This is a genomic window from Treponema sp. OMZ 805 (genome assembly GCF_050937395.1).
GTDB lineage: Bacteria > Spirochaetota > Spirochaetia > Treponematales > Treponemataceae > Treponema.
This window is the reverse complement of sequence record NZ_JACCLP010000010.1, coordinates 34,407-60,247: the sequence shown is the minus strand read 5'-3', so window position 1 is coordinate 60,247 and position 25,841 is coordinate 34,407. Positions and strand designations below refer to the sequence as shown.

General features: G+C 43.0%; 21 protein-coding genes, 1 tRNA gene and 1 pseudogene. 7 read left to right on the top strand and 16 right to left on the bottom strand.

From position 1 onward, the window contains the following. Positions 1-71: 71 nt before the first annotated feature. Positions 72-1,370, top strand: a complete 1,299-nt coding sequence (locus tag HGH47_RS08805) for an ABC transporter substrate-binding protein (protein WP_432911823.1) — start codon at positions 72-74, stop codon at positions 1,368-1,370. A 75-nt stretch (positions 1,371-1,445) separates the two neighbouring features. Here the strand turns inward: HGH47_RS08805 and HGH47_RS08800 are convergent, their stop codons facing one another. The 5 genes from HGH47_RS08800 to rsmG all read right to left on the bottom strand — a co-directional run bounded on the left by HGH47_RS08800 (position 1,446) and on the right by rsmG (position 7,583). Continuing rightward, positions 1,446-2,312, bottom strand: coding sequence for a carbohydrate ABC transporter permease (locus HGH47_RS08800; protein WP_253674944.1), 867 nt, complete (start codon positions 2,310-2,312; stop codon positions 1,446-1,448). A gap of 27 nt (positions 2,313-2,339) precedes the next feature. Further along, complete coding sequence (locus tag HGH47_RS08795) at positions 2,340-3,347, bottom strand: ABC transporter permease (RefSeq protein WP_432911819.1); 1,008 nt, start codon at positions 3,345-3,347, stop codon at positions 2,340-2,342. A gap of 4 nt (positions 3,348-3,351) precedes the next feature. Next, positions 3,352-4,908 carry an extracellular solute-binding protein gene (locus tag HGH47_RS08790; RefSeq protein ID WP_253674946.1) on the bottom strand — a complete coding sequence of 519 codons (1,557 nt, stop codon included), beginning with the start codon at positions 4,906-4,908 and terminating at the stop codon, positions 3,352-3,354. A 373-nt stretch (positions 4,909-5,281) separates the two neighbouring features. Continuing rightward, a complete protein-coding gene (locus HGH47_RS08785; protein ID WP_432911815.1) occupies positions 5,282-6,583 on the bottom strand; it encodes a dicarboxylate/amino acid:cation symporter in 1,302 nt (433 codons plus the stop codon). A gap of 313 nt (positions 6,584-6,896) precedes the next feature. Beyond that, positions 6,897-7,583, bottom strand: a complete 687-nt coding sequence (gene rsmG / locus HGH47_RS08780; RefSeq protein ID WP_432911812.1) for a 16S rRNA (guanine(527)-N(7))-methyltransferase RsmG — start codon at positions 7,581-7,583, stop codon at positions 6,897-6,899. A 151-nt stretch (positions 7,584-7,734) separates the two neighbouring features. Between rsmG and dtd the strand changes: the two genes are divergently transcribed. Further along, on the top strand, positions 7,735-8,187 hold the full coding sequence (dtd, locus tag HGH47_RS08775) for a D-aminoacyl-tRNA deacylase (RefSeq protein WP_212564940.1): 453 nt from the start codon (positions 7,735-7,737) through the stop codon (positions 8,185-8,187). Positions 8,188-8,203: 16 nt separating this feature from the next. Continuing rightward, positions 8,204-8,818, top strand: coding sequence for an aminoacyl-tRNA hydrolase (gene pth, locus HGH47_RS08770; protein ID WP_432911809.1), 615 nt, complete (start codon positions 8,204-8,206; stop codon positions 8,816-8,818). A gap of 152 nt (positions 8,819-8,970) precedes the next feature. Here pth and recA read toward each other — a convergent pair whose 3' ends face one another. From recA to HGH47_RS08755, 3 genes are all read right to left on the bottom strand, one after another. Beyond that, positions 8,971-10,329 carry a recombinase RecA gene (recA, locus tag HGH47_RS08765; protein ID WP_212564939.1) on the bottom strand — a complete coding sequence of 453 codons (1,359 nt, stop codon included), beginning with the start codon at positions 10,327-10,329 and terminating at the stop codon, positions 8,971-8,973. A gap of 378 nt (positions 10,330-10,707) precedes the next feature. Beyond that, positions 10,708-11,373 (bottom strand): ABC transporter ATP-binding protein, encoded by a 666-nt coding sequence (locus HGH47_RS08760; RefSeq protein WP_432911805.1) that lies wholly within the window; start codon positions 11,371-11,373, stop codon positions 10,708-10,710. Positions 11,374-11,397: 24 nt separating this feature from the next. After that, positions 11,398-11,784, bottom strand: coding sequence for a DUF4418 family protein (locus tag HGH47_RS08755; RefSeq protein WP_212564937.1), 387 nt, complete (start codon positions 11,782-11,784; stop codon positions 11,398-11,400). Between the two features lie 174 nt (positions 11,785-11,958). Here HGH47_RS08755 and HGH47_RS08750 point away from each other — a divergent pair. From HGH47_RS08750 to tsaD, 3 genes are all read left to right on the top strand, one after another. After that, positions 11,959-12,032: transfer RNA gene (locus HGH47_RS08750), tRNA-Pro, on the top strand. A 116-nt stretch (positions 12,033-12,148) separates the two neighbouring features. After that, complete coding sequence (locus HGH47_RS08745; protein WP_432911801.1) at positions 12,149-13,567, top strand: divergent polysaccharide deacetylase family protein; 1,419 nt, start codon at positions 12,149-12,151, stop codon at positions 13,565-13,567. Continuing rightward, positions 13,564-14,586, top strand: a complete 1,023-nt coding sequence (tsaD, locus tag HGH47_RS08740) for a tRNA (adenosine(37)-N6)-threonylcarbamoyltransferase complex transferase subunit TsaD (RefSeq protein WP_432911798.1) — start codon at positions 13,564-13,566, stop codon at positions 14,584-14,586. Before HGH47_RS08745 ends, tsaD begins: the two co-directional genes overlap by 4 nt. Here the strand turns inward: tsaD and HGH47_RS08735 are convergent. From HGH47_RS08735 to HGH47_RS08700, 8 genes are all read right to left on the bottom strand, one after another. Then, a complete protein-coding gene (locus HGH47_RS08735) occupies positions 14,558-15,544 on the bottom strand; it encodes a helix-turn-helix transcriptional regulator (protein WP_432911795.1) in 987 nt (328 codons plus the stop codon). The genes tsaD and HGH47_RS08735 overlap by 29 nt on opposite strands. Positions 15,545-15,631: 87 nt before the next feature. Continuing rightward, positions 15,632-16,327: a uracil-DNA glycosylase family protein gene (locus HGH47_RS08730; RefSeq protein WP_230974349.1), complete on the bottom strand. Its 696-nt coding sequence runs from the start codon at positions 16,325-16,327 to the stop codon at positions 15,632-15,634. A 111-nt stretch (positions 16,328-16,438) separates the two neighbouring features. Next, on the bottom strand, positions 16,439-19,504 hold the full coding sequence (locus HGH47_RS08725; protein ID WP_432911791.1) for a leucine-rich repeat protein: 3,066 nt from the start codon (positions 19,502-19,504) through the stop codon (positions 16,439-16,441). A gap of 310 nt (positions 19,505-19,814) precedes the next feature. Next, positions 19,815-20,189, bottom strand: a complete 375-nt coding sequence (locus tag HGH47_RS08720; RefSeq protein WP_432911788.1) for a hypothetical protein — start codon at positions 20,187-20,189, stop codon at positions 19,815-19,817. Between the two features lie 160 nt (positions 20,190-20,349). Next, positions 20,350-20,562, bottom strand: a complete 213-nt coding sequence (locus tag HGH47_RS08715; protein ID WP_385903840.1) for a hypothetical protein — start codon at positions 20,560-20,562, stop codon at positions 20,350-20,352. A gap of 114 nt (positions 20,563-20,676) precedes the next feature. Next, positions 20,677-21,456 (bottom strand): leucine-rich repeat domain-containing protein, encoded by a 780-nt coding sequence (locus HGH47_RS08710; RefSeq protein ID WP_230974348.1) that lies wholly within the window; start codon positions 21,454-21,456, stop codon positions 20,677-20,679. A 12-nt stretch (positions 21,457-21,468) separates the two neighbouring features. Beyond that, entirely contained in the window at positions 21,469-22,431 is a 963-nt protein-coding gene (locus HGH47_RS08705; protein WP_212564930.1) for a leucine-rich repeat domain-containing protein, read from the bottom strand. A 38-nt stretch (positions 22,432-22,469) separates the two neighbouring features. Beyond that, complete coding sequence (locus HGH47_RS08700) at positions 22,470-24,713, bottom strand: AAA family ATPase (protein ID WP_230974347.1); 2,244 nt, start codon at positions 24,711-24,713, stop codon at positions 22,470-22,472. A 243-nt stretch (positions 24,714-24,956) separates the two neighbouring features. Here HGH47_RS08700 and HGH47_RS08695 point away from each other — a divergent pair. Beyond that, a pseudogene (locus tag HGH47_RS08695) lies at positions 24,957-25,709 on the top strand (ATP-binding protein); the annotation flags it as partial. Positions 25,710-25,841: the final 132 nt, after the last annotated feature.

Here is a 25,841-nt window from a genome sequence, read left to right as displayed (position 1 = left end):
CGAGTTTTTAGAGATGCCCAAAAGTATCGGTGGTAAATAGTCTACTATATATCTCTTATTGGAGGAAGATTATGAATAATTATTTTAATATGAACGAAACGGTCTTTGACGTTACGGAACGGTACCCCGAAACAATTCGCTATTTGGCAGGGAAGGGATTTACGTCGCTCACTAATCCGGTCATGCGCAAATTGATGGGAAAGAAAATCACACTTGAAAAAGCTTTTCTTTCTAAGAAATTGGATATCGTTCGTTGCGAGCAGGAACTGGTTGAGGTTATCGAACAAACAGCCTCCTCCGGTTTTGCGCATATTGATCTGAGTTTAAAGGCAAAGAATAATAACCGTGTTGAACCGGAAGACGGAAAACAAACGATCAGGATTGAAGGTGTTTTACCGTGCCCGATACGGATTCCGCTGTTGGAAAGTTTTGAAGCATTTTATTCCGATTATGTCGAAACGCATAAGGAAGAATTGGAAAAGAAAAACTATAAAATCAGATATGATCTAAGATCGGCTAATCTCGGTATTGATTGGATAATCGATCTGGCAAGAACCGGTAAAAAAGAAAACCTGCCGGATGTGCTCCTGTCTGCCGGTTTTGAACTGTTCTTTGATAAAAAACTGATGGGCTCTTTTATTGAAAACAAGGAATTCCACTGTGCACTTGATACGGTCAATAAAGATTTTTGCAATGACTATATCGATTTGCGGGATGAGAAAAAAAATTACGCCATTATCGGCGTCGTTCCTGCAATTATGATTGTAAATACTGCTCTATTGAATGGTCGGAAAGTGCCGAAAACATGGGAGGATATTTTATCTCCCGAATTTGAACATTCCGTCGCTATTCCATTCGGCGATTTGGATTTATTCAATTCTGTCATCCTTAATATCTACGCGCGTTTTGGTGATGAAGGCATTAAGAAATTAGGAAAGGCTTGCAGCGCTTATATGCATCCTGCTCAAATGGTAAAAGGAGGAAAGAGCGCTGCGGCTGCGCAGCCTGTCGTCAGTATCAGTCCTTATTTTTTCTCTAAAATGATAGACGAGCGGACTCCTCTGAAGACGGTTTGGCCGAAGGACGGCGCGATTGTCGCTCCTATTTTTATGCTGGTAAAGAAAGATACCGAAGCGCTCACAAAAGATTTTGTGTCGTTTTTCCTTTCGGAAAAGACCGGTACGGTTTTTGCGCAAAGCGGTTTCTTTCCGTCTACCAATCCGTCCGTCGATAATCGTTTATCGGCCGATAAAAAATTCTCATGGGTTGGTTGGGATTTTATCTATCAAAATGATATCGGTACCTTGTTGGAAAAAATTAAAGCCGATTTTGAAACCGCTGCCGGCAGCAGCTCCGAAAGCCGCCGATAAAAAAAGACGGTGTTGTAGAAACTGCCGGTTTTACAACACCGCTTACGTGATATATGCTATTTAGCCTTTTACTGTTTAGCCTTTTACCGAGCCGATTGTCAGCCCTTTCACAAAGTATTTTTGCAGGAAGGGGTACAGCAGGATAATCGGCAGCGTTGAAACGATAATGACGGCGGCTTTAATCGAAATACCGATAACCGACATATCTGCGCTGCCGGCGCCGTCTCCCATTGTTGCCGTACCGTTGACGATATTACGCAAAAAAAGCATAACGGGAAACTGTGAAGACTTTAAGTAAATTAATCCGTTAAACCAATCGTTCCAAAAGAATACTGCCGTATACAGACCGATTGCCGCCAAAGCAGGAGTCGAAAGAGGAATGACAATCTGCGTAAAAATTCTAAAGTAGCCGAGTCCGTCTATCAATGCAGCTTCTTCCAGTTCATGCGGAAAGGCTTTAAAAAAGTTTATCAAGATAATCAGGTGGAATTGATTGATGGCAAAGGGAAGCAGTATCGCGAATACCGTACCCGTTAAATGCAATGAAGAAATAAGCAGATAGGTGGGGATTAAACCTCCTGAAAAAAACATCGAAAAGACTATCAGCTTCATGATGATGCCGGTTCCCCGTAAAAATTTCTTTGAAAGCGGATACGCAAAGGTCGAGGTAAAACAGAGTGCAATAAGGGTGCCAAAAAAAGTATAGAAAATAGTATTACCGTACGCCCTAAAGAAATTCGGATATGTGAATATTTGCTTATATGCTGCCGTCGTAAATCCCACCGGTAAAAACGATACTTTGTTCTGCATAATGGCTGCGGGGTCGGAGAAAGACAGGGCAATCATATATATAAACGGTACAATGCAGATGAGTACGACAAATGCCATCACAATAAAGAGGATAAGATTAAAAATGCTGAACGAGTTTTTTCTTGATTGCATAGATCACTCCGTGTTAATGGGTACTTTTTAATAGATACTTTCGTCGGTGAGGCGTTTACTGGCTGCATTTGCAGATGCCACGAGGAAGATGCCGATAACACCGGTAAATAATCCGATTGCGGTTGCATACGAATAGTTCTGATTTGCCAAGCCGGTGCGGTATACAAGTGTTGCGATAATATCGCTGACATCCGCATTGTTCGGGGTATACATAAGCAGGATTTTTTCAAAGCCAAGCGTCAGTAATCGACCTATTTCCAGAATAAGCATCACCATAATAGTCGGCAAGATAGACGGTATAGTGATATACAGTATCTGCTGCAATTTTCCTGCTCCATCGATCTTCGCCGCCTCGTATAATTCTTCGTTAATTCCCGTAATTGCCGCAAGATAGATAATGGCAGTCCAACCCATATATTGCCATGTGTCGGTGAAAATATATAGTACTCTAAAATAAGACGGTTCATTCATAAAATAGATCGGCTGCATATCGAAAGTATTTTTTAACAGAAGATTTAAAATACCGGTACTCGGCGAAAGAATTTCCGCAGCCATTGCAATAACGACAACGGTTGAAATAAAGCGCGGCATATATGAAACCGTTTGTACAAATTTCTTTAAAAAAACGGAACGTATTTCGTTTAAAAGGAGCGCAAAGATAATCGGTATCGGGAAGTTTATGAGTAAATTCATCAGCGATAAAGTCAGCGTATTCCTAAATGCCCGCCAAAAAGCTGGGTCTTTAAAAAACATCGTAAAATAGCGCAGCCCAACCCATTCAGTACCGAATGCGCCGAGACCCGGACGATATCGTCTGAATGCAAGTACATTACCGAAAATCGGGACATATTTGAATATGATAAAATAAATTAAGGGCAACAGAAGCATCGCATAAAGCTGCCAATATTGATGAAAATAGCGTTTTGTTCTTTGATTCATAGCGTTAAAAAATAATTGGGCATCTCTAAAAGCTATACCTGAGTTTTTAGAGATGCCCAATACGCCCGCAAAGCGATGCTTATGCAGGCGCAGCAAGAGGTTATTTCCTTACATGCTCGTTATAGAGTGTAAGGTACTTTTCAATGCCGACATTATTCATTTCGGTAACATAGGCATTCCAATCCTTATCAATATCTTTTTTCCCGGTGATAAAATCGTTGTTCCATTTTTCAAATGTGTCTAAGAGCGGAGTACGCAGGATACCTGCTTCTTCGGCGACAGCATCATCAAACAGCGGAGTAGGGGGAATGGGTTGGATCGCCATATCCATTTTTTCTACTTCTGCATTGATGCGGGCATAATTGTCGTCATACTTGGTCATTTCTCTGCTGTTGATCCATACCAGCTGCGTCGTATCGGCGCCGCATCCGTATTTTAACTGCATCGTCTTGTAAATACCTTCAGGAGCTTCGGTAATTTCTTTTGCATACTGGATTTTACCGTTTTCAACCGTATAGGTTACGCCTTCTACGCCGAGACACCAGAGCTTTGCCCCTTCATCGCTGAAGAAAATATCATCAATTGCACGGACAATTTGTTCAAAGTCAGCGCGTTTTGCGGTCTTTGACGGGAACATGATACCCCATTGTGTTCTGCTCTTGGGCTGATGGTGAGCGCCTGCAGGACCTGCGAGCGGCGGATACATTTGCAGCTTAAAGCCTTCGATAGCCGATTTGCCGGTAACGCCGCCGATTTGGTCATAGTACGCATACGTAGCAACTGCTTTACCGGTAGCAAGTTTTTGCGCCCATTTGTCGCCGTCGATGGGATCGGCCATTTCAGGATCCAACAAACCTTCTTTGTAAAGCTTTGCAAGGAACCGTGCATAGGACTGATACATTTCCGTTACGGCGCCTGCAAAATAGTTGCCCTGCTCATAGTCCCAGCTTAAAACGCCGGTACCGGTTGAGGAGTTTTTGCTGAGGCTGATTCCGAATGATGGCATTGTCATTCTGTATAAAACCCGAGGGCCGGCCAAAATCGTCAGGGGGTATGAGTCGGGATTATCTTGCTTGTATTTCTTTAAATAGACATAGAGGTCGTCAAATGTTTTCGGCTGAGATAAGCCGTATTTATTCAGTATGTCCTCACGCAAAATCAATCCACCGTCGTAAAAGGGAACGTCGAATAAAGAAGGCAGATAGTAATATTTTCCATCCTTGAGGCGAACTGCGTCAATGTCTTTTTCCAATCCGAATTTTTTTACCTGTGCGTTAAAGTTCGGAGTCCAGTCGGCATAATCGCTGATCGGTATAAGCGCACCGTTTAATGCCAACGATCCGTTTTCTCCGTTGGTGTTTTGGTAAAGGATTACATCGGGACCGTTGCCGGTATTTAAGGCTAACGATACTTTTGTATTATAATCGGCAATCGGTATCGGTTCAAAGTGTAATTTCGTGTTTGAGCGCTTTTCCGATTCCTGCACGGTGAGCCAATCGGCCTTAAAAGGGAGCGTCGCATTGTCTGAATAGTACAATGAGATTTCAATCGGCTTTTCCGAATTGGTTTTGGATGCGTCTGTTTTTTTCGTATCGCACCCGCTCAGCAAGACACCGGCAATCAACAGTGCGGCACAGAGCTTCAACATACGTTTCATAATTTCCTCCAAATTGATGATTGAACCTCTAAAAACCTCAGTTTTTAGAGGTTTTCCTTAGATTCCTTTTGCGATGTTTTTTGATAAGTCATAATAATGTAAAGCCTTATCAAAAAACTCGTCGGGCATCTCTAAAAATCTAACCGAGTTTTTAGAGATGCCCATGAGCTTCTTTAAAAGTATTTTAGTTTGTATCAAGATGCTCTTTTAAAAGGGTAACCTGCTCTTACCTATTTGTCAAGTTTTACTATGTTTTTTGTTTTTTCGTGGTAAGTCGTAAAATAAAATTTCCCATAGAATTAAGAGACTGTCCAAACGGTATTGCACAGAAAAACAGACAGGCTTTCTGTTTTTGGACAGCCCCAGTGTTTCCTTAGACCTCTGCCTGATTTGACGTTTGGTATTTTTCTTCCTGCCGTGACACGATGAGTGTACCTACGACATCGCCTGTTACATTGATACAAGTTCTTCCCATATCAAGCAGTGCATCAATTCCGAGAATCATTGCATAAGCAGCCGCTACAGCCGACCCTTCAGTGAGTTTTAAGCCGCAGGAATCAAGCACCATCAGCAGCATAATGGCTCCCGACCCCGGAACACCCGCAGTGCCGACCGCTGCCAACGTTGCCGTAAGTACAACAGTAATCTGCTGGGCAATACTCAGCGGGGAACCGATTGCGTAACCGATAAACATTGCGCAAACACCAAGGTAGATGGCGGTTCCGTTCATATTGATTGTTGCGCCGAGCGGCAGTGTAAACGAAGAAATACTGCGCGGAATCCCCAAATTTTCTTCTGCCACGCGCATGGTAACCGGCAACGTTCCCGATGACGAACGGGTTACAAAAGCGGTAATCATAATTTCGTGAATCTTTTTGAAAAAGGTTATCGGCGAAACTTTCGACGCGGCAAGAATAGCGCCGTACACCGCAATCGTCTGTACGACAAAGCCGAGATAGGCACAGAGTGTTACCATTAAAAGCGGCCCTATCGCCTGCGGTCCTTGTTGGGCAAATACGATCGAAATTAAAACAAATACACCGATCGGTGCGTATTGCATAATTCCGCCGACGATTTTATACATTGCCTCTGCCGCCCCGTTACAACCGTAAAATACCGTATCACCGCTTTTACGAAGCAATTCGTCTTTTGAACCGCGGACAAAAGAAACGGCAAAACCGAACAGCATTGCAAATAATATGATGGGCAGCATATCCCCTTGAGCCAAAGCCTCCATCGGGTTAGTAGGAATCATTTTTAAGAGAATTTGATTCATTGCAGGCGCTTCGCTGATCTTTGCCTTTGCAGCTGCCGAACCGATAACCGAAAAACCGAAGCCGGGACGCAGCAGATTAGCAAACACAAGTCCGACAAATACGGCAAGAGCACTGGTCAGCAAATAATAGATAATGATTTTAACACCGATCCGCCCCAATTTTGCCGGTTCAATACTGGCTGAACCGCAAATAATTGAAAAGAATACGACAGGTACAACTATCATTTTCAGTAATCGAATAAATACATCGCCGAAAAACTTCGTATAGGTAACGTATGGCTGCACCGCATTGGGGAAGAAACCGAGTACAATACCGGTAATTGCGCCGAGTATCAGCGCTCCAAGGATTCGCCTTAACAAGTTGGAATCCAGATACCGTTTTAGTACATTTTTTTTCATCATGAGCCTCCTTTAATTACAACGGGATAGCTCTAAAGATGGAAGCTTCGAGAGCCTCCCGATAGTACGGTTCTATTATACCCCCTGTCAGAGCTAAATGCAAATAAATTATTGGTGTCAATAATAGACGGAACCTCTAAAAACTCGGTTAAATTTGCTTCGCATCCTTCGGAATAGAGCTGTTCAATAACAAACCTGTTCGGAAACTTCCGTTTCTGAACAGGTTACCTTGAAATGCGGTGCGTGAACTTGTAGACCTATTCGAAAACGAAAGTTTCAGAATAGGTCTATAGATCGTATTTTAAGAGGCGTCTTAAAGCTTTTCCTTTGAGATGATAACGAGATTCCGTTCCGCGTCATAAAAGGGTGTTTGTACCGGTATCATCTGATAGTCCGGTTTATGAGTCCCCAATGCTTGCATCTCTTCTTCAATTGCGGTTGCTTTTCCTTTATAGGCGGCTAAGATACCGGTACTGCGGATTCGTTTTTGCAGCGTAGCCAACATGGTTCGGTCAAGTGGGCGAAATGCACGGAACACGGCAATATCGAAATAATCGGCAGGAGCTTTTTCCGCCTCGGATTCCAGCACGGCGGTATTGGTCAGCCCCAGCATGGCTTGTATGTTTTCCAAAACAGCGCATCGTTTGTGCATCCGCTCTATCAGTGTAAATTTAATGCTCGGCGTTTTAAGTAAAAACAGACATGCAAGCGGAATACCCGGCAGCCCTGCTCCTGATCCGATATCCGCAATAGTACAGGTGTCTTCGCTTTTGTGTGAATCGAGCCGGTGCGCTAATGCTTCCCACGGTGCAAGACTGTCGAGGATATGCTTGATAATCAGCTCTTGAGTGGTTTGTACCTTTATCAAATTAAATGCGGCATTAAACGTTTCAAGTTCGCGAATGTATCGCGTTAACATATCTGCCAGTTTGCCTTGCCGATCTTCAATATGTAATGCGGCTAATCCCGCTTGTAAAAGTTCTATGTTTTGTGTATCCATTGTAAAGTGCACTCCCAATGCCGATCGAAACAATACCGGTACGTTATATGCTTAATTTTGTTATTATACTATACTGAAACCTCGAATATTCGCAAGCGCGGAAGGACATAATAAGGACATAATATGGAAGAAATGATAAGGAGTGTGTGCTATGCGGGCGGTAATACAGCGGGTACGGTCGGGAAGTGTGGCTATTGAAGGCTTTGAAACGCAGACCATCGGCAAGGGCTTTGTTATTTTGCTCGGTATCTGTCCTGAAGATACTGAGGACGATATAGATTGGTTGGTTAAGAAAATCGTACAGATGCGGATTTTCGAAGACGATGAGGGGAAGATGAACCGTGCCCTTGCGGATGTGCAGGGAGACATTTTGCTGGTCAGTCAGTTCACCCTGTTTGCCAGTACCAAGAAAGGAAACCGCCCGTCCTTCAATGCAGCGGCGGATCCTTCGATTGCAATCCCGCTCTATGAATGCTGTATCCGCAAACTGAGCGAAGCGCTTGGTAAGCCGATAAAAACCGGACAATTCGGAGCGGATATGCAGGTGGAAATTCACAACGACGGACCGGTTACGATCATAATCGACACGAAGGTAAAAGAATAATTTCAGGTTAAAAAAGATGATTTCGTTAATAGCATTTTTGGGAAATGTCGGGCGGGAGTATGAACGCACCCGGCATAACGCAGCGTGGATTGCTGCGGATCGTTTATCTATTTGCAGGGGAATTTCGTGGCAGCATAAGTTCCGCGGCCTGTACGGGCGTTTTCCGGCAGCAGTGAGCGGGGGGCAGGCTGTCCATGCTTTAAAGCCGGAAACATATATGAATCTATCGGGCGAATCAGTAGGGGAGGCTGCCCAGTTTTTCAAAATTCCTCCGGCAGAAATACTTGTTGTACACGATGAGCTTGAACTGCCGCCTGCCGCCTTGAGCCTCAAGTGGTCGGGAGGACTTGGCGGGCACAACGGGCTTCGCTCAATAAAGGCAGCGCTGGGAACGCCGGACTTTTGGCGGCTCAGGATCGGTATCGGGCGTCCGGGCGGAAAAAAAAGCAGCAGCGCCGAGCATCCCGATATTGCAGGTTATGTGCTCTCTCCCTTTTCTCAAGAAGAATTTACCCTGCTGGATGCAGCGCTGCCTCAGCTGGAACCGCTTTTTACGGCGCTCATCACCGAGCGGCAGGATCCGCAAAAGCTGCTTCCCGCATGGACGAAGGTACTGCCCTCAGGAGGGTAATCGCATCAGACTGTTTTGCTATATTTCCCGCAAAATAAATAGGCTATTCAACCAGAATTTCGCCGCTTTGCGGCTCAAATGGTCTCATAGCCTATTTATTTTGCGATTTTTATTTATCTGTCTGATGCGATTACCCTGTGATATCGGGCAGGTTAAAAGAGTTCGTTGTCGCCGTCAAAAGCGCTGCCCGGCTTTGATTTATGCGCAGCGGATACTGCCGCAGAACTGGCATTCAAGCTTTCAGTTTTGCCGCTCGCGAGAGCGGCCTTTTCGAGCATGGATTTTTTCCCTGCCGGAGCGGTCTGAGCATCGGCTTCTTTATCAGCCTTTGTATCTCCCGGTTTTACGGAAGCGGCCGCTTTTGATGCCCCTGTCTTTGCCGCAGCCGCTTCGCCTGAACCGGACGGTGTTTTGCCTGCAGAGCCGGAATCGGCGGCTTGATCGGTTTTTACAAAACTCGAAACATATTTTTGGTTGGGGAACAGCTGCGCGCGCAAGGTCTTTTCAAGATCGATTGCGATATCGGGGTTATCCTCCAAGAATTTGACGGCATTGTCATGCCCTTGCCCAATCTTATCCTCTTTATATGAATACCATGCGCCTTTTTTATCTATCAATTCGTATTTTACTGCGCAATCCAGCAAGCTGCCGTAGGGAGAAATCCCCTTTCCGAATAGGATTTCCAATTCGACTTTTCGAAACGGCGGCGCGACCTTGTTCTTTACCACTTTGATGCGCACCTTGTTCCCCCATGCCTCATCTTCATCCTTGCCGAGCACTTCGCCCTTGCGGACTTCGATACGTACCGAGGAATAGAATTTGAGCGCATTACCGCCGGTGGTGGTTTCAGGATTTCCGTATGCAATGCCGATTTTCATGCGGATTTGGTTGATAAAGATGAGAATACATTTTGACCGCGAGATAATGGCCGTCAATTTTCGCAGCGCTTGGCTCATCAAACGCGCCTGTAAGCCCATGTGCGAATCGCCCATTTCGCCATCGATTTCCGCTTGCGGCGTAAGGGCGGCTACCGAGTCTACGACGATAACGTCTACTGCGCCCGATCTAACGAGGTTTTCGGTGATTTCCAAGGCCTGCTCCCCCGCATCGGGCTGGGCAACCCATAGCTCATCGATATTAACACCGAGTTTTTGTGCATACTGGGGGTCAAGGGCATGTTCGGCATCCACAAACGCCGCAATGCCACCCCGTTTTTGCGCTTCGGCAACAACATGGAGCGCAAGCGTGGTTTTTCCCGATGACTCCGGCCCGAATATTTCGATAATTCTGCCGCGCGGATAACCGCCGATACCGAGCGCCTCATCAAGCAAGATACTACCCGACGGGATTACTTCGATGCCGCTTGTCTCGGTCTTTGCCCCGAGCTTCATGATCGAGCCTTGCCCGAATTGTTTTTCAATTTGCAGGCGCGCAGCCTCCAACGCTTTGAGTTTTTCATCGGCATCGGTAATATTGGTTACCTGATTTATTTCCGATTTTGTTTTTGCCATTTATGGCCTCCATAGTTATAGTGCGCCCGGCCGGTGCCGTCAGAACATTACTAATGACGTTCTGCAAAAGTCTCTTTACTTCCGAACTTCCGACACGTTTTGCCCCGCTGCAGTGCTTCTTATCTTTGTTATATATCGTCATTGCGATTTTGGCTTAAAAAAATTGCTGAAAATCACTTTTTTTAGAAATTTTTACAAAGAATCGAGTTTTTTCCTGACCGATATGTTTTTAATCGGAAGGACATCTGACAATACTGCTGTAATCATTTATAAAAACACTTATTATCAGCTTTGCTGATAAGGCGTCTATGTATACAGACTATCATTTAGTCTTAATTTATAGCATAAGACACATAAGAAAGCAATATTATGGAAAATCTATGCTTCTGAAAGGGTACCGGCGTCCATCCGGTAAGTTGTACAATTCGGATCCAAGATATTGGAATCATGCGTTACGATAAGAACGGCAGTTCCGAGCTTGTTTACATCTTTTACTGCCTGCATGACACCGGCAGCCGTTTCCGCATCGAGGTTTGCCGTCGGTTCGTCAGCGATGAGCAGCTTGGGAGCATTCATCAAGGCGCGCGCGATAAGCATCCGCTTTGATTCTCCGCCTGAAAGATTTTTCGGCATTTCATCTTTGAGGTGCGCTATCCCCATCACTTCCAATAAGCTCAGCGCCCGCCCTTCGGTATCGCCGTCCCGTTCAAATAAAAAAAACGGTACGCGCACATTATCCAGCACCGAAAGATTCGGCAAAGCGCCGAGAGATTGGGGAACAAACCCTATCGACTCATTACGGTAATAGCTTTTTTCGGTATCGCTCATCATCGTAATGTCTTTATCTTCAAATAAAATCGTACCGGAAGTCGGCTCTAAAATGCCCGAAATGAGGTTCAATAACGTCGTTTTTCCCGAACCGGAGCGGCCGACAATAAAGACAAAATCGGAAGAATCGATAGTGAAATCGGCCTCCTTAACGGCAAAAAAATCGGAACCGCTTCTGGTAAACGTTCTGGAAAGTTGTTTTGTTTGCAATAACATACCGTAATAATCCAATGGCAAAATTTATCGTTTTCTGTTAACGAACAGATATCCGACATTAATGGCTATCAGCACGATTGCCAACAGTAAAATGACGGGTTTGGTATAAACGTTACAAGGCATGGCTACATTCTTGCAGGTACCGATAACAACCGTTTGCAATAATATCAGACAAACACCGAGCCCGATATTGGAAAATGCGATACCGATGCGGGAACTCTTGAACAGTAAGAACACAACGCCCAATGCGGCAATTAAACCGCCGAGCATTCGGACAGCTTCTCCCATCCAATGGCACTTCATAAAACCGCCGTCAGCTTTAGGGAAACAGACATGAGCAAATCCGAAGGGAGCAAACAAGACGAGTAACCCGATAATAATGATTAACATTCCTACAACATGTTTTTTCATAATATAACCTCACAGACATATTAGTAAACCTGTTCGACAACGAAGTTATCGAATGTGTCTAGTATATACGGAATACGGTAAAAGTCAATCGATGGTTACATACCAACACGGCACAAGACATATTGACATAATGAAACTTTATCGATAATATCTGTCTTTGTTATTGAAACAAAACGGGCAATAGCGCAGTTGGTTAGCGTACAAGTCTGGGGGACTTGGGGTCGCCGGTTCAAATCCGGCTTGCCCGATTATTTTTTATTTCATTTCTGTCCATCTCATACCTTTCCATAATAAAAGGGAGCGATACGTTTCTCTGCACAAATACCGCTTGACATTAACCCCCGCTGTTTTTATGCTTTCGCCTATGCCCGAGAAAGAGGATAAAGGAAAAACAAGCAAAAAAACATCGCCGAAAAAAACAGCGGCGCAAACTCAGTCAAAAACGAAGAGCCGCAGCGGTACTACAGCAAAGAAAAAGCCGCGTAGTTCCACTGCCCGAAAGAAGCGTTCGAGAGGTAATCTCATTGCCGCGTTGGTGATATTGTGCGTCCTTCTTTTGGGTTTTAATCTTGTTTTAGTACTGAAATTAGTCCCTAATCTGAAAAATTCCTTAAAATCGGATACCGGTACGGCGCAAACTCCGCTTGAAAAGGAAATACCGTCAACCGAACAAACACCGAAAACCGAAGCTGCGCATACATCGGCAACACAGAAGCCTTCCGTTGCAGCTCAGCCGCATACCGATTCCGCGGTGCAGCAAAAACGGCAAAACACACCGGCAGCGCAGCAAAAAACGGCGTCATCACAGGAGAAAGTACTGACTGCCAAAAAAACAACACCGGCTGCACAACCGGCGCCGCATTCGCCTGCTGCTGCATCTGCGCCGGTATCCCATACCGCTTCTGCCGCACAGAAAGATACTGCGAAGAAAGAAAAACCGGTAGTCCATCCGGCTCCGCAAAAGAATCCCATACCGGAGAAATCCGTTGCACCTGATAAAAAAAATACTGCATCGAAAAAAAACAGCGTACCGGAAAAACCTGCCGTACCCGATAAGAAAAAAACCGTGCAAACAATGCAACCGGTGCAGCCTGCTGCAAAACCGGAAAAGCCGCGCAAGCGTGCTCCTTATGCAGGGAACCTCACCTTTGTATTTGACGATGCGGGGCACAATCTCGACCAGCTTGAATACTTTTTGCGGCTGCCATTCCCCTGTACTATTGCAGTTTTACCCGGATTGCGCTACTCTAGCGAGTCGGCGCGGCGGATACGCAAGGCCGGAAAACAGGTTATTCTGCACCAGCCGATGCAATCGGTCGATCTGCATATTAATCCGGGGCCGGGGGCTGTTACGCCGGGACTTTCTGCGGAGCAAATCAAAAAAATCGTCAGAAAAAATCTCGAAGAAATTTGGCCGGTAGCCGGGATGAATAATCACGAAGGCTCACTGATGACGGCGGACGAGGTAGCGATGAGCGCGGTCTTGGATGTCGTAGCGGAAAAACATATATTCTTTTTGGATTCGCGGACAACCGCTCGGTCAGTCGTTGCGAAGGTTGCAAAGGAGAAAAACATGGCTGTCTGGGAACGGGCAATTTTTATTGATAACGATAAGAGCCGCGCTGCAATGGAAACGCAAATTAAAAAAGGGTTGCGCATTGCGAGACAGAAAGGTTCTGCCATCATGATCGGTCATGTCTTTACGGTTGAGCTTGCGCAGCTTTTAACCGAAATGTATCCTGCGCTTATCGAAGACGGATTTTCACTAGGAATAATAGAATGAAGATACTTGGAATAGAAAGCTCTTGCGATGAAACGGCAGCCGCCGTCGTGGAGGACGGACATAAAATCATCAGCTCGGTAGTGGCAACTCAAATACCATTTCACGAAGCATATAAGGGTGTCGTGCCTGAGATTGCAAGTAGGAAACACACCGAATGGATATTACCGGTTGTTAAAACCGCTTTGCAGGAAGCTGGTGAAACATTGCAATCGATAGACGGTATCGCCGTAACCAATCGGCCGGGGCTGATGGGATCGCTGCTGGTGGGGCTGACCTTTGCGAAAACCCTCGCATGGGCATGCAATAAACCTTTTATTGCCGTAAACCACATGCTCGGGCACCTGTACGCGGCGCATCTTGAACAAGACATTCCTTATCCCTACCTCGGTCTTTTAGTGTCGGGCGGACATTCGCTTATCTGTAAAGTATACGATTTTGATTCAATCGAAGTGCTCGGTAGTACCATTGACGATGCGCCGGGCGAAGCATTCGATAAGGTTGCAAAGTTCTACGATTTCGGTTATCCGGGCGGCGTAATTATCGACCGGCTGGCCAAAAACGGCGACCCAAAGGCTGCGAACTTTCCGATGCCGGTACTGCACGAATCCGGCCGCCGGTATGACGTGTCCTATTCGGGATTAAAAACCGCGGTTATCAATCAAATCGATCAATTCTGGAATCCCGGATATGAAAAAACGCCCGAAAATATCGCGGCGGCCTTTCAATCAAGAGCCGTTAAAATATTACTGCGTTCCCTGCTGCGGGCGGTTGAAGATACGGGACTGCACACGATTGTCGCAGGCGGCGGCGTTGCTGCAAATTCGCTGCTTCGTGAAAAACTCGCCGAACAAAAAGGTTTAACGTGTATCTTCCCGCCGCTCAAGCTCTGCACGGATAATGCCGCCATGATTGCCGGAGTAGGCTACCGCTATCTGAAGCGCGGGGATAGAAGCCCTCTCGATTGCCCTGCAAGCGCCCGTGTCGAAGGATTTAAACGCCGGAAATCCGCCTTACCATAGCCTGTATTTCCGCTTGCCAGTCTTGCACAAAATCTTCCGGTTCAAGCGGCTGTGCGTTTGAGCCGTGAGACAAGACCCATTTCAATATCCGGTAGCCTTGCGCTGCGGAAAAGACTATTTCGGTTTTCCCTTCTTCATCATATTCGGTAATTTTTTGATCATCAGCCCATACGGAATCTTTTATTGCGAGACGAGACTCGCCGTAGAATGCAATGCGGTAGGTAACGGTTTCCGGTTCCATAAATGAGCCGAATCTTCCGCCGCCGCAGCGGGAGATAAAGTCGTAATTTTCGGGCAGTGTAAAAAGCTCATCGGTAATGCAAAGGTTTTCAATACGCGGAATATAAAAAAGCCGTTCCGCTTGGCGTTCCTCTGCATAGCCGAATAGAAAATATCGTCCGTCATCAAAAAGGAGCTGATACGGACGGACACGCCGGTGTACCTTTCCTCTATCCAATACGCCGCAGTAATCGAATTCGATCGTGCGGTTTTGAATCATCGCTTGGTAGAGTGCGGTAAATACCGCTTCATCGATGATAGCATAGGGCATCGGCGGAACGGCGATACGGTCAATAAAGGCTCCCGTTCCTTGCCTTTGCGGAAACGTAATAACATCAATGGCGGCAACGAGTTCTTTGTAGATCGGCGTTCCCTGATATTGCTGCAGCAGCGTTTTTGCAGCAACAAGCGCTGTTACATCTTTTTGCGAAATATTTTGAATCGGCATTTCATATTTTTCGCTGTAATAAAATCCTTTCTTTTGCGCATTATATGCAATGGGTGCATTAAACCGATCCCGTAAAAACGTTATATCGCGATTTATTGTCGGAATACTGTACTCCAGTTCTTTTGCAAGTTCGGATGCATTAGGAAAGCATTCAGCTTTTATCCGATTATGAATATACGTGAGCCGTTCTAACATTTGATGGGTGATCGCACGGTTTGGGTTCTTTTTCATAGTGTTAATTATAGTAGGAAACGGGAGATTTTGGAATCTGCAAAAAATGTAAAACGTTTTGCAGATTCCAGCACTTTATGGTTATTTCTATAGCTTCAATTCACTCAAATATCGGGAGACATCAAAATATTTTTTTAAGAATTTATGCCATTCGAGAGGATAGTAACCGCCCATCGTTCCGCTGGTATGACGGAGGAAAATGATGTCGATAGGATGCCCGTCAAGCTCTATACGGCAATAGCGAGGATAGGCATTGTTGATTTTATCATCTCCCCATTTTTCTTTTTTAATAGTAAGCCCCTCGTATTCCAAATTGGTTAATACATCAAAGGCTTTTACACCCAATGAAACAACCGTATTCGGTTTGAGTATTTTTATCGTTTCTAAAATGATATGCCATCCGGCTTCAAAATCGGAATCGTCGGGGCGTTCTTTGCTTGCGGTGAGGAGCCGCTGAATAATGACTTGGTAGACAAAACTGTCAGAAATTGCCGTCATTTCTTCTTTGCTCAGCTCTTCATCATAATCTCTATTCAATACTGTTTTTTCAAAATTGCGGATAACGTTTGTTCCTTCCTCGCCGTTTTGATGCATACCGATAAAGCTGCGGGTAAAATCGATGCCGTACTCATCAGGACTGTCGCCTGCGCAAAGGTAATGGCTTTCTCCCAATACCATCAGCTTTGTCTGACTTGCGGAATAGTTCTTTCCTATCCACGGTAACCAATGAAGATTGTTAATCCGTAAAAGTTGTTCATCGATCTTTTTTGCCATTTTGTTCATTTTCTCCCTCCTCCCGCCTTTTGCGGATTGATATATGATAATAAAAGGCTGTAACCACCTTGCTGCCGCTTCCGATACGGCATTCTCGTAAAAAGGAAGCGGCAGAGGGTGTTAGTTTTTAGTCCAGCTAAAATGAGTATACTGGTATTTTAAATACTGCGCAGCTGTTGAAGGATTCTCCAGCTCCTCCTGTATGTTAATATGATCGCCATTATATTCATATTCCAATTTCCAACTGGCTTTACTCTTAAAAATGGCAGTTGTAAGATTTGAACATTTGTCAAAGGCATGCACGCCAATAAAAGCAACACTCTCCGGTATGGTAATGTTTGTTAAGTGTGAACATTCTGAAAATGCATAACCACGAATCCTTGTTACATTATCACCTAGGTTTAATTCTGTAAGAGTTTGAGAAAAGCCAAAGTCAACAGCATCTCTGCAATTGATATTCAACGTTTTAACATTGTTACAGCCATCAAAAGACGAATAGTAATAATGCTCCAGTCCTTTACCGATAGTAACAGTTATCAAACCTGAACAATTGTTAAAAGCCCTCTCGCCGATTTTAGTAACGTTGTCAGGTATCGTCAAAGTTGTTAAGCCGGTACAGCCCGAAAATGCATTATCGCTGATTGTAGTAACATTATCGCCGATAATAATCTCTTTAAGACTTGTGATATCAAGGCGGGGGGTGATACTACAGTTGATATCCAGCTTTTCAATTTGATTACAGCCGTTAAAAGGAGTTTTTTGGTTATCTCCTAAATAATCAGTATCGCCTAAGTGAATAGTAGTAAGCCCTTTGCCGATAGTCAGACTGATAATATTTGAACAATCTTTAAAAGCTGATTTGCCGATTTCCGTAACGCTATCAGGTATGATAACATCCGTTAAGCCGGTACAGCCTCGAAACGCCTCGCGCCCTATTTCTGTAACACCGGATCCGATTGTAATATTTGTTAAACCGGTACAACCTTGAAACGCCTCGCGCTCTATTTCGTTCACATTATCACCGAGCGTAAGCTCTTTAAGAGATGTCATACCGAGATACGGTACCGTTTTACAATTAATGTTGAGCGTCTTAATCTTATTGCACCCGGAAAAAGCGGAATATCCTATTTTAGTCACGCCCTTTCCGATCGTAACACTTGTTAAGCTATAACAATTCTCAAAAGCTCCGCCTCTAAAAAAAGAGGAAGAATCTGAACCGATAGTGGTAACACTATCCGGTATCGTAATACTTGTTAAGCCGGAACAGCTTTTAAATGCCTCGCTTCCTATTTTGGTAACACTGTCCGGTATAGTAATACTTGTTAAGCCGGTACAGTTTTCAAAAACTGCGTATCCTATTTTTGTAACACTATCCGGTATGGTAACACTTGTTAAGCCAGTACAGCCGGAAAATGCATTATTACCGATCATCGTAACGTTATTTCCGATGTTAACAGTTGCTAATTTAGTACAGCTGGCAAAAGCACTCGCGCCGATTTCCGTAACGTTATCGGGAATGATAACATCCGTTAAGCCGATACAGCTTTCAAATGCCTCGTCTCCTATTTTAGTTACATTATTCGGGATGGTAACATTTGTTAAATGGGTACAGTTTTTAAAAGCTCTCTCACCGATTTTAGTCACATTATGAGGTATGGTAATAGTCGTTAAACCTTCACAATAGGAAAAAGCGCCATCACTGATTTCGGTAACCTGCTCACCGAGAGTAGCCTCTTTAAGACTTTTGATGTTAAGACGTGGAACTGTCTTACTGTTGATATTCAGTTTTTCAATCTTATTACAACCGTCAAAAGGACTTTCATAGTGATAATCACCTAAGTAAATAGAAGTAAGTCCTTTGCCGATACCTAGACTGATTATATTTGAGCAATCTTTAAAAGCAGCCTTACCAATTTCCGTAACGCTATCAGGAATGATAACATCCGTTAAGCCGGTACAGCCTTGAAACGCCTCGTTTCCTATTTTTGTAACGCTGTCCGGAATGGTAATGTTTGTTAAATCGGTACAACTGTAAAATGCTCGCTCTCCGATTGCGTTTACATTATCGCCGAGCGTAAGCTCTTTAAGAGATGTCATACCGAGATACGGTACCGTTTTACAATTAATGTTGAGTGTCTTAATCTTATTACAACCGTCAAAAGCGGAATATCCTATTTTAGTCATGCCCTTTCCGATCGTAACATTTGTTAAGCTTTTACAGTCATGAAAAGCGCCGCCACTAAAAAAAGAATGAGAATCGGAACCAATGGTGGTAACGCTATCCGGTATCGTAATACTCATTAAATTATAACAGCCGGAAAAAGCGCCTTCATCAATTTCGGTAACATTATTTCCGATTGTAACGCCTGTTAAACCGGTACACCGGTAAAAAGCCTTATACCCGATTGAGGTAACGCTATCGGGTATAATCACGCTTGTTAAACCGGTACAGTCGGCAAGCGCTTCACTGCCGATTGCGGTAACCGTCTCTGGCAGTACAAGACTTCCCTTTAGTCTGTATTTGTCGGTTACACCAGTCAGTCTGCCGGTTGAATCGATTATCAAAAGCGATGCATCGGCTTTCCCTTCTTCTATCATCGTAACGCTTACGGTTACATCTTCGGTTACGGAAAGATGTACCTCATTGTTCTCAACATCGTATCCTATCTTATCTTGCCATATTTTCGCCCCCGTCCATTTGTTCACCTGCCAACCGGGTTCCGGCGTTACGGTAAACGTAAGATTGGTATACTGTGGAATCATTCCGTCTTCAGATAGGGCAGGTTTCACCGTTACCGTACCGTGTTCGGGTTGAACAAGCGTAACCTTGTACTTCTGCTTTTCCGAACTGTAGCCTATCCTGTTAAATGTGACGGATACGGTCGTGTCTGCCATTATCGTAAGCGTTGCTGTCGTATTACCGCGATAGTTATGATCTACTCCCGTCCAGGTATCAACTTCATACCCCTCGTCAGGTTGCGCGGTAAAAGAAAGCCGCGTATGCGCTTCAACCATACCGTCCTCAGGGAGTGCGGGATTTACCGTTACCGTACCATGCTTGCCGGACTTGAGCGTTACCTTGTACTTTTGGGTTTGCGGCTGTACGTGGGCAGGACAGCCGGTCATTATTACAGCGTCGGTAAATAATACAAGCGCACTAAGAAGTAAAATATATCTGCGTTTCATAATAAAACTCCTTTTATACATAGTATAGACCGTCCTGTCTCGACATCATCGAAAACAGGTTGACATCAGGTCAGTTTCTACGGTCTTTTCTTCCCCGCATTATTTACAGGGCATTTCTCTTCCATAATACCCCCCCCCCCCCCCCCCTCAAAAGTCAAGTATAAAAATATTTTTTAAACTTTATTCATAGGAACCAATAAAATAGTATCTATTGCTCTCAATCTGAGCTTCCCTTTCAATGGTTGTCCCAACTGACTATAGTAATAGCATAGTCAGTCTATCAGGAGGTGATAGAGGTGAAAAAATATTTTTAACAACTGATATTGTTCGAATAGTGTTCGTCTTCTTCATAAACGATATGATTGACGGGAAGCTCAAATTTTTTCTCAATAATTTTTGCATGTTTTATTAAAAACCAATTGCCATGATATACATAATATTTACCAAGTAATATATTATATGAGACTCTGCCTCTTGGTAATTTCCAATACTCATCTCTGTACCTTTTCGGTAAATAGTGCAAATAACCATTTTGTTTTAATTTCTCCCATACATTACTATGGTCTTCTTGAGATAGTAGCCAATCACCATATTTTTGTGCAAATGCAATGTCTGTTGTACTGGCATAAAATAAATCAGATAAATCGGGAAGGAGCCAAAATATACCAAGGTATAACTTCGGCAACCAAATAGGGTTGCCTCGTTAACCGTCGAGTTTGCTCAAGCGCAAACTCGCTTATTAAAATGTGCGCATTCTGCGCACCAATTCAGAAGCCTCTAAAATTGATATTTTATTCGGCTAGTGAATTTTAAGGAACCATACTTAATACCAATAATAGGGCACCTTAGTTGCCTACTGATTCTTTCCTCTGTTCTAAATTATTTGTTTCGATAGCTTCTTTCAAAAAGTCGCTGAATGTTTTTTTATCATTTTGTTTTTGAAACCAATTTGTATTCTTTTTCGCTTTTTCGAACCGTTTGACGCCAAAAACAGGTGCTGTATAATGACGTCCGCAATTATTAATCCCATATTTGCCGCACCAAATAACTATTTCCATCGGAGATTCTCCTTAAAAATTAAAATTGAACATACGCTACATTTTCAGTGATTGTCCCAATTAACTATACTAATAGCATAGTCAGTCTATCAGGAAGTGATAGAGGTAGAAAATTTACAACTGACAATGTTCGATATTACTGTGTGTTACGATAATGTGTTCATCTTGTATAGAACTGTCAGAATGCTTTAGTAGTTTTTTTACCGCCTTGCTTGCTACGATAAACTGTGCGTTGCTTTGAATATTACAAAAGGCATTATTTCCGATTTCGGTAACGCTATCGGGAATTCTAATAGCTGCTAAGCGGCTGCATGCACCAAAAGCTTCCTCACCGATTTGAGTAACGCTGTCCGGTATGGTAATGCTTGTTAAACCGGTGCAGCAAACAAAGCTTCTGTATTCAATTGAGGTAACGCCTTTTTCGATATTCAATTCCGTTAAACCACTACAACAGACAAATGCCCACTCGCCGATCTTACGAACGCTGCTCGGAATATTGATAGTTTTTAAACTGCTGCAGCTCTTAAACGCGAGATTTCCTATTTCGATAATGCCCTGCGGTATGGTGATAGTGCTTAAATGAGTGCAATCAAAGAAAGCTCCAATACCGATTTTTGAAATACCGCTTCCAATAATAACCTCTTTTAAATCGGTACAATCGCGGAAAAGCCAGTCACCGATTTTAGTAACACTATCAGGTATAACAATACGTGTGAGACCGCTGCAGCCTTCAAAGGCGTGATGAGCAATTTCCGTAATTGTATCCGGTAATATAAGACTTCCAGTAAAGTAGGCGCTATTTGTTACGCCGATAACTATCCCGTCTGTTATTTCCAGCAACTGTACATTTGATTCTTCTTCAGCGGTAAGTTTTAATGCAGATATCTGTTCCATATTTTCTCTATCCTATAAATTCGAATTAACGGTAATTTGTCCGTTCTGTAGATCGCTGCCGCAAGTTTGTAACAGCGCTTTTATCGATTCGTTTTTTACGGTAAACCGTGCATCGTGTTTAATATGCGAAAAAGCATCGTATCCGATTTCCGTTAAACGCTCGGATTTTATGATTATATTGTCTAATCTTTCACAACTGTCAAATGCACCTTCTCCAATTTCGATAACCCCATCCGGTATGATAACAGTGGTTACATCAGTACAACCGGCAAGACAATAACCGCCTATTGCGGTAACGTGCTCCGGTATTATGAAAGTCTTTACGGGAGTTGCTTGTATAAGGGTCTTCATGTTTTTTGTATAGAGCATATTATCTTTGCTACAATAGACTGGATTTGCTTTATCGACGGGAATATCCGTTAACTTTGTGCAATAACCAAAAGGTCCCATACCGATATCAGTAACACTGCTTGGTATAATAATATGTGTTATACTGCTGCAATAGCAAAAAGCTCCCATAGCGATTTTAATAACGCTATCCGGTATGGAAATACTCGTTACACCTCTACACCGGGAAAAAGCCCCATAGCTGATTTCAATTACACCATAAGGTATGACCACACATCCTGTTGCAACAGCCCGTAAAAGTGTTTTCATATCTTTTGTATAAAGTATATTTTCTTGAGTGCAATAGGCTGGATTATCGGAATGAACGGTAATACTTGTGAGGCTCATGCAGCGGAAAAAAGCGCCGTACCCGATTTGAGTAACGCTGTCCGGTATGGTAATGCTTGTTAAACCCGTACAGCCGCTTAATGCTTTTCTCCCGATTTCGGTAATAGTGTCCGGTAATATAAGACTTCCGGTGAGGTCGTCTCTATTTGTTACTCCGATGAGTATCCCATCTGTTATTCTCAACAGCTGCAAATTGGCTTCTTCTTCAGCGGTAAGCCGTAATGCAGATATGTGTTCCATACTTTTCCTCCGTTTATATTTCATAAATTATCTATCAGTTATGCATTGATACTAAATCCGATCATTTTTTGTACGCCGTTTTTTTCTTGCTGCATCTGTGCTAATTCAGTAATAATATATTCGGAAGTTATTTTTTCTTGCGGCATAAACCGTGCTTTTCCATAGAGCGCGTTAAAATCCCCCGGAGTAACGGATTGCCATTGGTTGAGCTTTTCTATTTGATCAGCATTAAATGACACATTATGAAAATATTTCATCAACAAAGTTTTTATTCCATTTGCAGAGAGGGCTTGAAACTCAACCATAATATGAAAGCGGCGTTGCAATGCAGGATCCATGATGCTGCGCATATTGGTAGTGCAAATCAATAAACCGTTAAAGGCTTCTATCTGCATTAAAAATTCATTGACCATTGTCCGCTCCCAAGTATTTTCTGCATTGAAACGGTTGGTAAAAAATGAATCAGCCTCATCAAATAGCAGTATCGCATCTTGTCTTTCCGCTTCTTCAAAAGCCTCTTTAATATTCTGTTCACTTTCGCCGACATATTTTCCTAATATATCGGAAGCTTTTTTTAGAATAAGCTCTTTAGCCAAAGAGTTTGCAATATATCGTGCAAATTCCGTTTTTCCGGTACCGCTTAATCCATAAAAAAGCATACGGATTCCGGCGGGAACATCTGTTTGTACAGACTCAGAATACGCTTCTGCATTTTTTATCATCGTGATAATATCATCCGGTTCGATAGAGGTGTTGAGCGCCCCAATATCGTATGTCTTTTGTATTTTTCTGCCGGCATGGGAACTACCGTATATAAGTCCGGAATTTGCTTCAAGCGTATTTTTTACATCAATAACGATTTGCTCTTCAGTTTGACTGCTGCAATGAACACTATTCACCGCTTTAATCATATTATCGATTGAGGCACCTGTTATACGGTAATTGTCGCAGAGATCGACAAGTGTATGTAAGATTTTGCCGCTTATGTTGCTGTTTTGTAATTTTGACTGTGCGATTTTTTTCAAAAGTGATTTCGGCATTTCGTTAAACTTAATTGAATACGTAAAACGCCGCAACGTAGATATGTCAAGAAGATCAGTATAATTAACAATCCACACAACTTTATTGACATTATTATCAAGCATCTTATTTACAATCCCTTTTTCAGTAGTGCTCATAAACATCCTAAAATGCGGCTCAATTGTTTTTAAGATATTTTCAGCTTCGTCAATAACAAACAGTGTATCCTTTTTAGGAATAGAAAGAATACAATGTAAGCGCTGCAATGCTCTATCGGTATCCAGCTCATTTTTAAACATAAACAGTCGCAGTCCGCTTTCTTTTGCAAGTGTTTTTGCAAATTCCGTTTTACCGGCTCCGGGACTTCCATAGAGTAAAATATTTGACGGAAAGTTACTTTTTAGAAATTGCAATGCCAAGCTTGAATGCTCTTTTTTTATAGCGTAGCTATTGAGATTAAAGGCAGCGTTTGCTTTTTCTTCTTTTAATGTGCCGGAAAAAAACGCATCAAAATTTTTATTGTAAATACAATAAATACTTTCGTTTTCAATACAACCGTAATCGTACTTATTCATTAACCCGAATGAAATAAGCTTTTTATCATTCTCAAATAAGATTCTTATTGCTTGTAAAGACGTATTAATACATTTTGCATATATCGTCATTTTATTTTCTGTGTTTTGATATAACACATCATCATAAAAATTATAGAGTTCATAGATTGTCTGTGTTCTATATACTGCCGTAAGCAATACCGCTTCTTGGTGTGAAAGATGTAAGGTATCAAATAGAAATTCAACAGGAGTTATATCATTAAGTATCTTGGTTATCCGTGCTGAAACATTTATTCTCTGAGGAATGATATATGTATCATTGTTATTTATCTTGGCGGAAAAGAAAATAAGTGCGATAATTTTAGCAAGGTTTTCTCTCTGCATAAAAACACAACGGCAAAGATTTATCGTAAAAATGGAATCGGTCGTAAAATTGTCAACAGCTGCAGCGATTTTCGTATCTTCTTTAAAATTTACATCCAATTTACTCCCGTATTCAAACGGATGATTGTAATTTTTTCCCGGCGTAAATACCGTTAGCTGTTTTTCCTTTATCCCTTTTTGAATAAATGCTTGCACAATTGTTTCAGCTTGTGTTTCTTTTTTTAGACGCACAATGAGTGCCTGTAATAATATCAGTAATGATTTATACTTATCCAGATGTTTACTATTCGAACATAGATTATAAAGATACCCGGCTACAGCCATACATTCCTGCTTACTTTCATCATCGATAAATCTTATTATATCCGTCTGCATAGTTCCCCTCGCTTCCCCTTCAGTGATTCGTGCGGATGGTTAATGCTCACATGCCGCGCCGGGGTTGTTAATTGTCCCAACGACTATACTAATAGCATAATCAGTCTATCAGGTGGTGATAGAACGGACGTATTTTTAGAATATCAAAAGAAGAAAATCGCAGAAACTCTCTATCTTTGCTATATTGGTTACATGGATGTTACACGGAACTTGCCGATAGGCATACAAAGCTTTGAAGATTTACGGGAAAAAAATTTTCTTTATATTGATAAAACTGATTGTATATTTCGGCTTGCCCATACCAGTAAGGTATATTTTTTAAGCCGTCCGCGCCGGTTTGGGAAAAGCCTTTTGCTCTCCACATTAAAAGCGTACTTTCTCGGTCAAAAAGAGCTGTTTAGCGGTCTTGCAATAGAAAAACTTGAAAATGCCGAAGCGGGGCAGCGGGAACTGTGTCAGAAGTATCCGGTGCTGTATTTGGATTTTAATGCGAAAGCGTATACCGATGAACAGGCATTGCTGGATATTTTGAACGCACACCTCCGCGATTGGGAGAAAACTTTTACGGTTGAGCGGAGAGAGGATGCCCCTGACAGTCGGTTAAAAGACCTGATTCAGCGTATCTACGAGAAAACCGGTAAACAGGTCGTCGTATTAGTTGATGAGTATGACAAGCCGCTTTTGGAAACAATGAATACCGATGAAGCATTAAACGAAACATATCGCCGCATTCTGAAAGGTTTTTACGGTGTGTTTAAATCCTGCGATCAATATCTCCGTTTTGTATTCCTAACCGGTGTAACAAAGTTTAGCAAGGTCAGTATCTTTAGCGACTTGAATAATCTCCGCGATATTTCGCTTGATCGTGACTATGCTGCGTTGTGCGGAATTACGCAGCAAGAGCTGGAAGCAAATTTTCAGCCTGAAATACAAATACTCACAGAACCGCCATGGATGGCGGTGGTTCCAAACAGCAGCAAGTTTCGGTCGTACCGAAACTTGCTATCAAGGAATGTACAGGGAGGTACATTCCTTGATGCAGGCGCGGTATTCGGAGATGGAATAGATGAGGACACA

What these genes read in the sequence shown, in the direction of transcription:
- HGH47_RS08735 (WP_432911795.1), bottom strand. Translation starts at nt 15,544, where the DNA reads ATGAAAAAGAACCCAAACCGTGCGATCACCCATCAAATGTTAGAACGG.
- HGH47_RS08790 (WP_253674946.1), bottom strand. Translation starts at nt 4,908, where the DNA reads ATGAAACGTATGTTGAAGCTCTGTGCCGCACTGTTGATTGCCGGTGTC.
- HGH47_RS08745 (WP_432911801.1), top strand. Translation starts at nt 12,149, where the DNA reads ATGCCCGAGAAAGAGGATAAAGGAAAAACAAGCAAAAAAACATCGCCG.
- HGH47_RS08800 (WP_253674944.1), bottom strand. Translation starts at nt 2,312, where the DNA reads ATGCAATCAAGAAAAAACTCGTTCAGCATTTTTAATCTTATCCTCTTT.
- tsaD (WP_432911798.1), top strand. Translation starts at nt 13,564, where the DNA reads ATGAAGATACTTGGAATAGAAAGCTCTTGCGATGAAACGGCAGCCGCC.
- HGH47_RS08730 (WP_230974349.1), bottom strand. Translation starts at nt 16,327, where the DNA reads ATGAACAAAATGGCAAAAAAGATCGATGAACAACTTTTACGGATTAAC.
- HGH47_RS08705 (WP_212564930.1), bottom strand. Translation starts at nt 22,431, where the DNA reads ATGGAACACATATCTGCATTACGGCTTACCGCTGAAGAAGAAGCCAAT.
- pth (WP_432911809.1), top strand. Translation starts at nt 8,204, where the DNA reads ATGATTTCGTTAATAGCATTTTTGGGAAATGTCGGGCGGGAGTATGAA.
- HGH47_RS08760 (WP_432911805.1), bottom strand. Translation starts at nt 11,373, where the DNA reads ATGTTATTGCAAACAAAACAACTTTCCAGAACGTTTACCAGAAGCGGT.
- HGH47_RS08700 (WP_230974347.1), bottom strand. Translation starts at nt 24,713, where the DNA reads ATGGCTGTAGCCGGGTATCTTTATAATCTATGTTCGAATAGTAAACAT.
- dtd (WP_212564940.1), top strand. Translation starts at nt 7,735, where the DNA reads ATGCGGGCGGTAATACAGCGGGTACGGTCGGGAAGTGTGGCTATTGAA.
- HGH47_RS08710 (WP_230974348.1), bottom strand. Translation starts at nt 21,456, where the DNA reads ATGGAACAGATATCTGCATTAAAACTTACCGCTGAAGAAGAATCAAAT.
- rsmG (WP_432911812.1), bottom strand. Translation starts at nt 7,583, where the DNA reads ATGGATACACAAAACATAGAACTTTTACAAGCGGGATTAGCCGCATTA.
- HGH47_RS08805 (WP_432911823.1), top strand. Translation starts at nt 72, where the DNA reads ATGAATAATTATTTTAATATGAACGAAACGGTCTTTGACGTTACGGAA.
- HGH47_RS08785 (WP_432911815.1), bottom strand. Translation starts at nt 6,583, where the DNA reads ATGAAAAAAAATGTACTAAAACGGTATCTGGATTCCAACTTGTTAAGG.
- HGH47_RS08715 (WP_385903840.1), bottom strand. Translation starts at nt 20,562, where the DNA reads ATGGAAATAGTTATTTGGTGCGGCAAATATGGGATTAATAATTGCGGA.
- recA (WP_212564939.1), bottom strand. Translation starts at nt 10,329, where the DNA reads ATGGCAAAAACAAAATCGGAAATAAATCAGGTAACCAATATTACCGAT.
- HGH47_RS08725 (WP_432911791.1), bottom strand. Translation starts at nt 19,504, where the DNA reads ATGAAACGCAGATATATTTTACTTCTTAGTGCGCTTGTATTATTTACC.
- HGH47_RS08755 (WP_212564937.1), bottom strand. Translation starts at nt 11,784, where the DNA reads ATGAAAAAACATGTTGTAGGAATGTTAATCATTATTATCGGGTTACTC.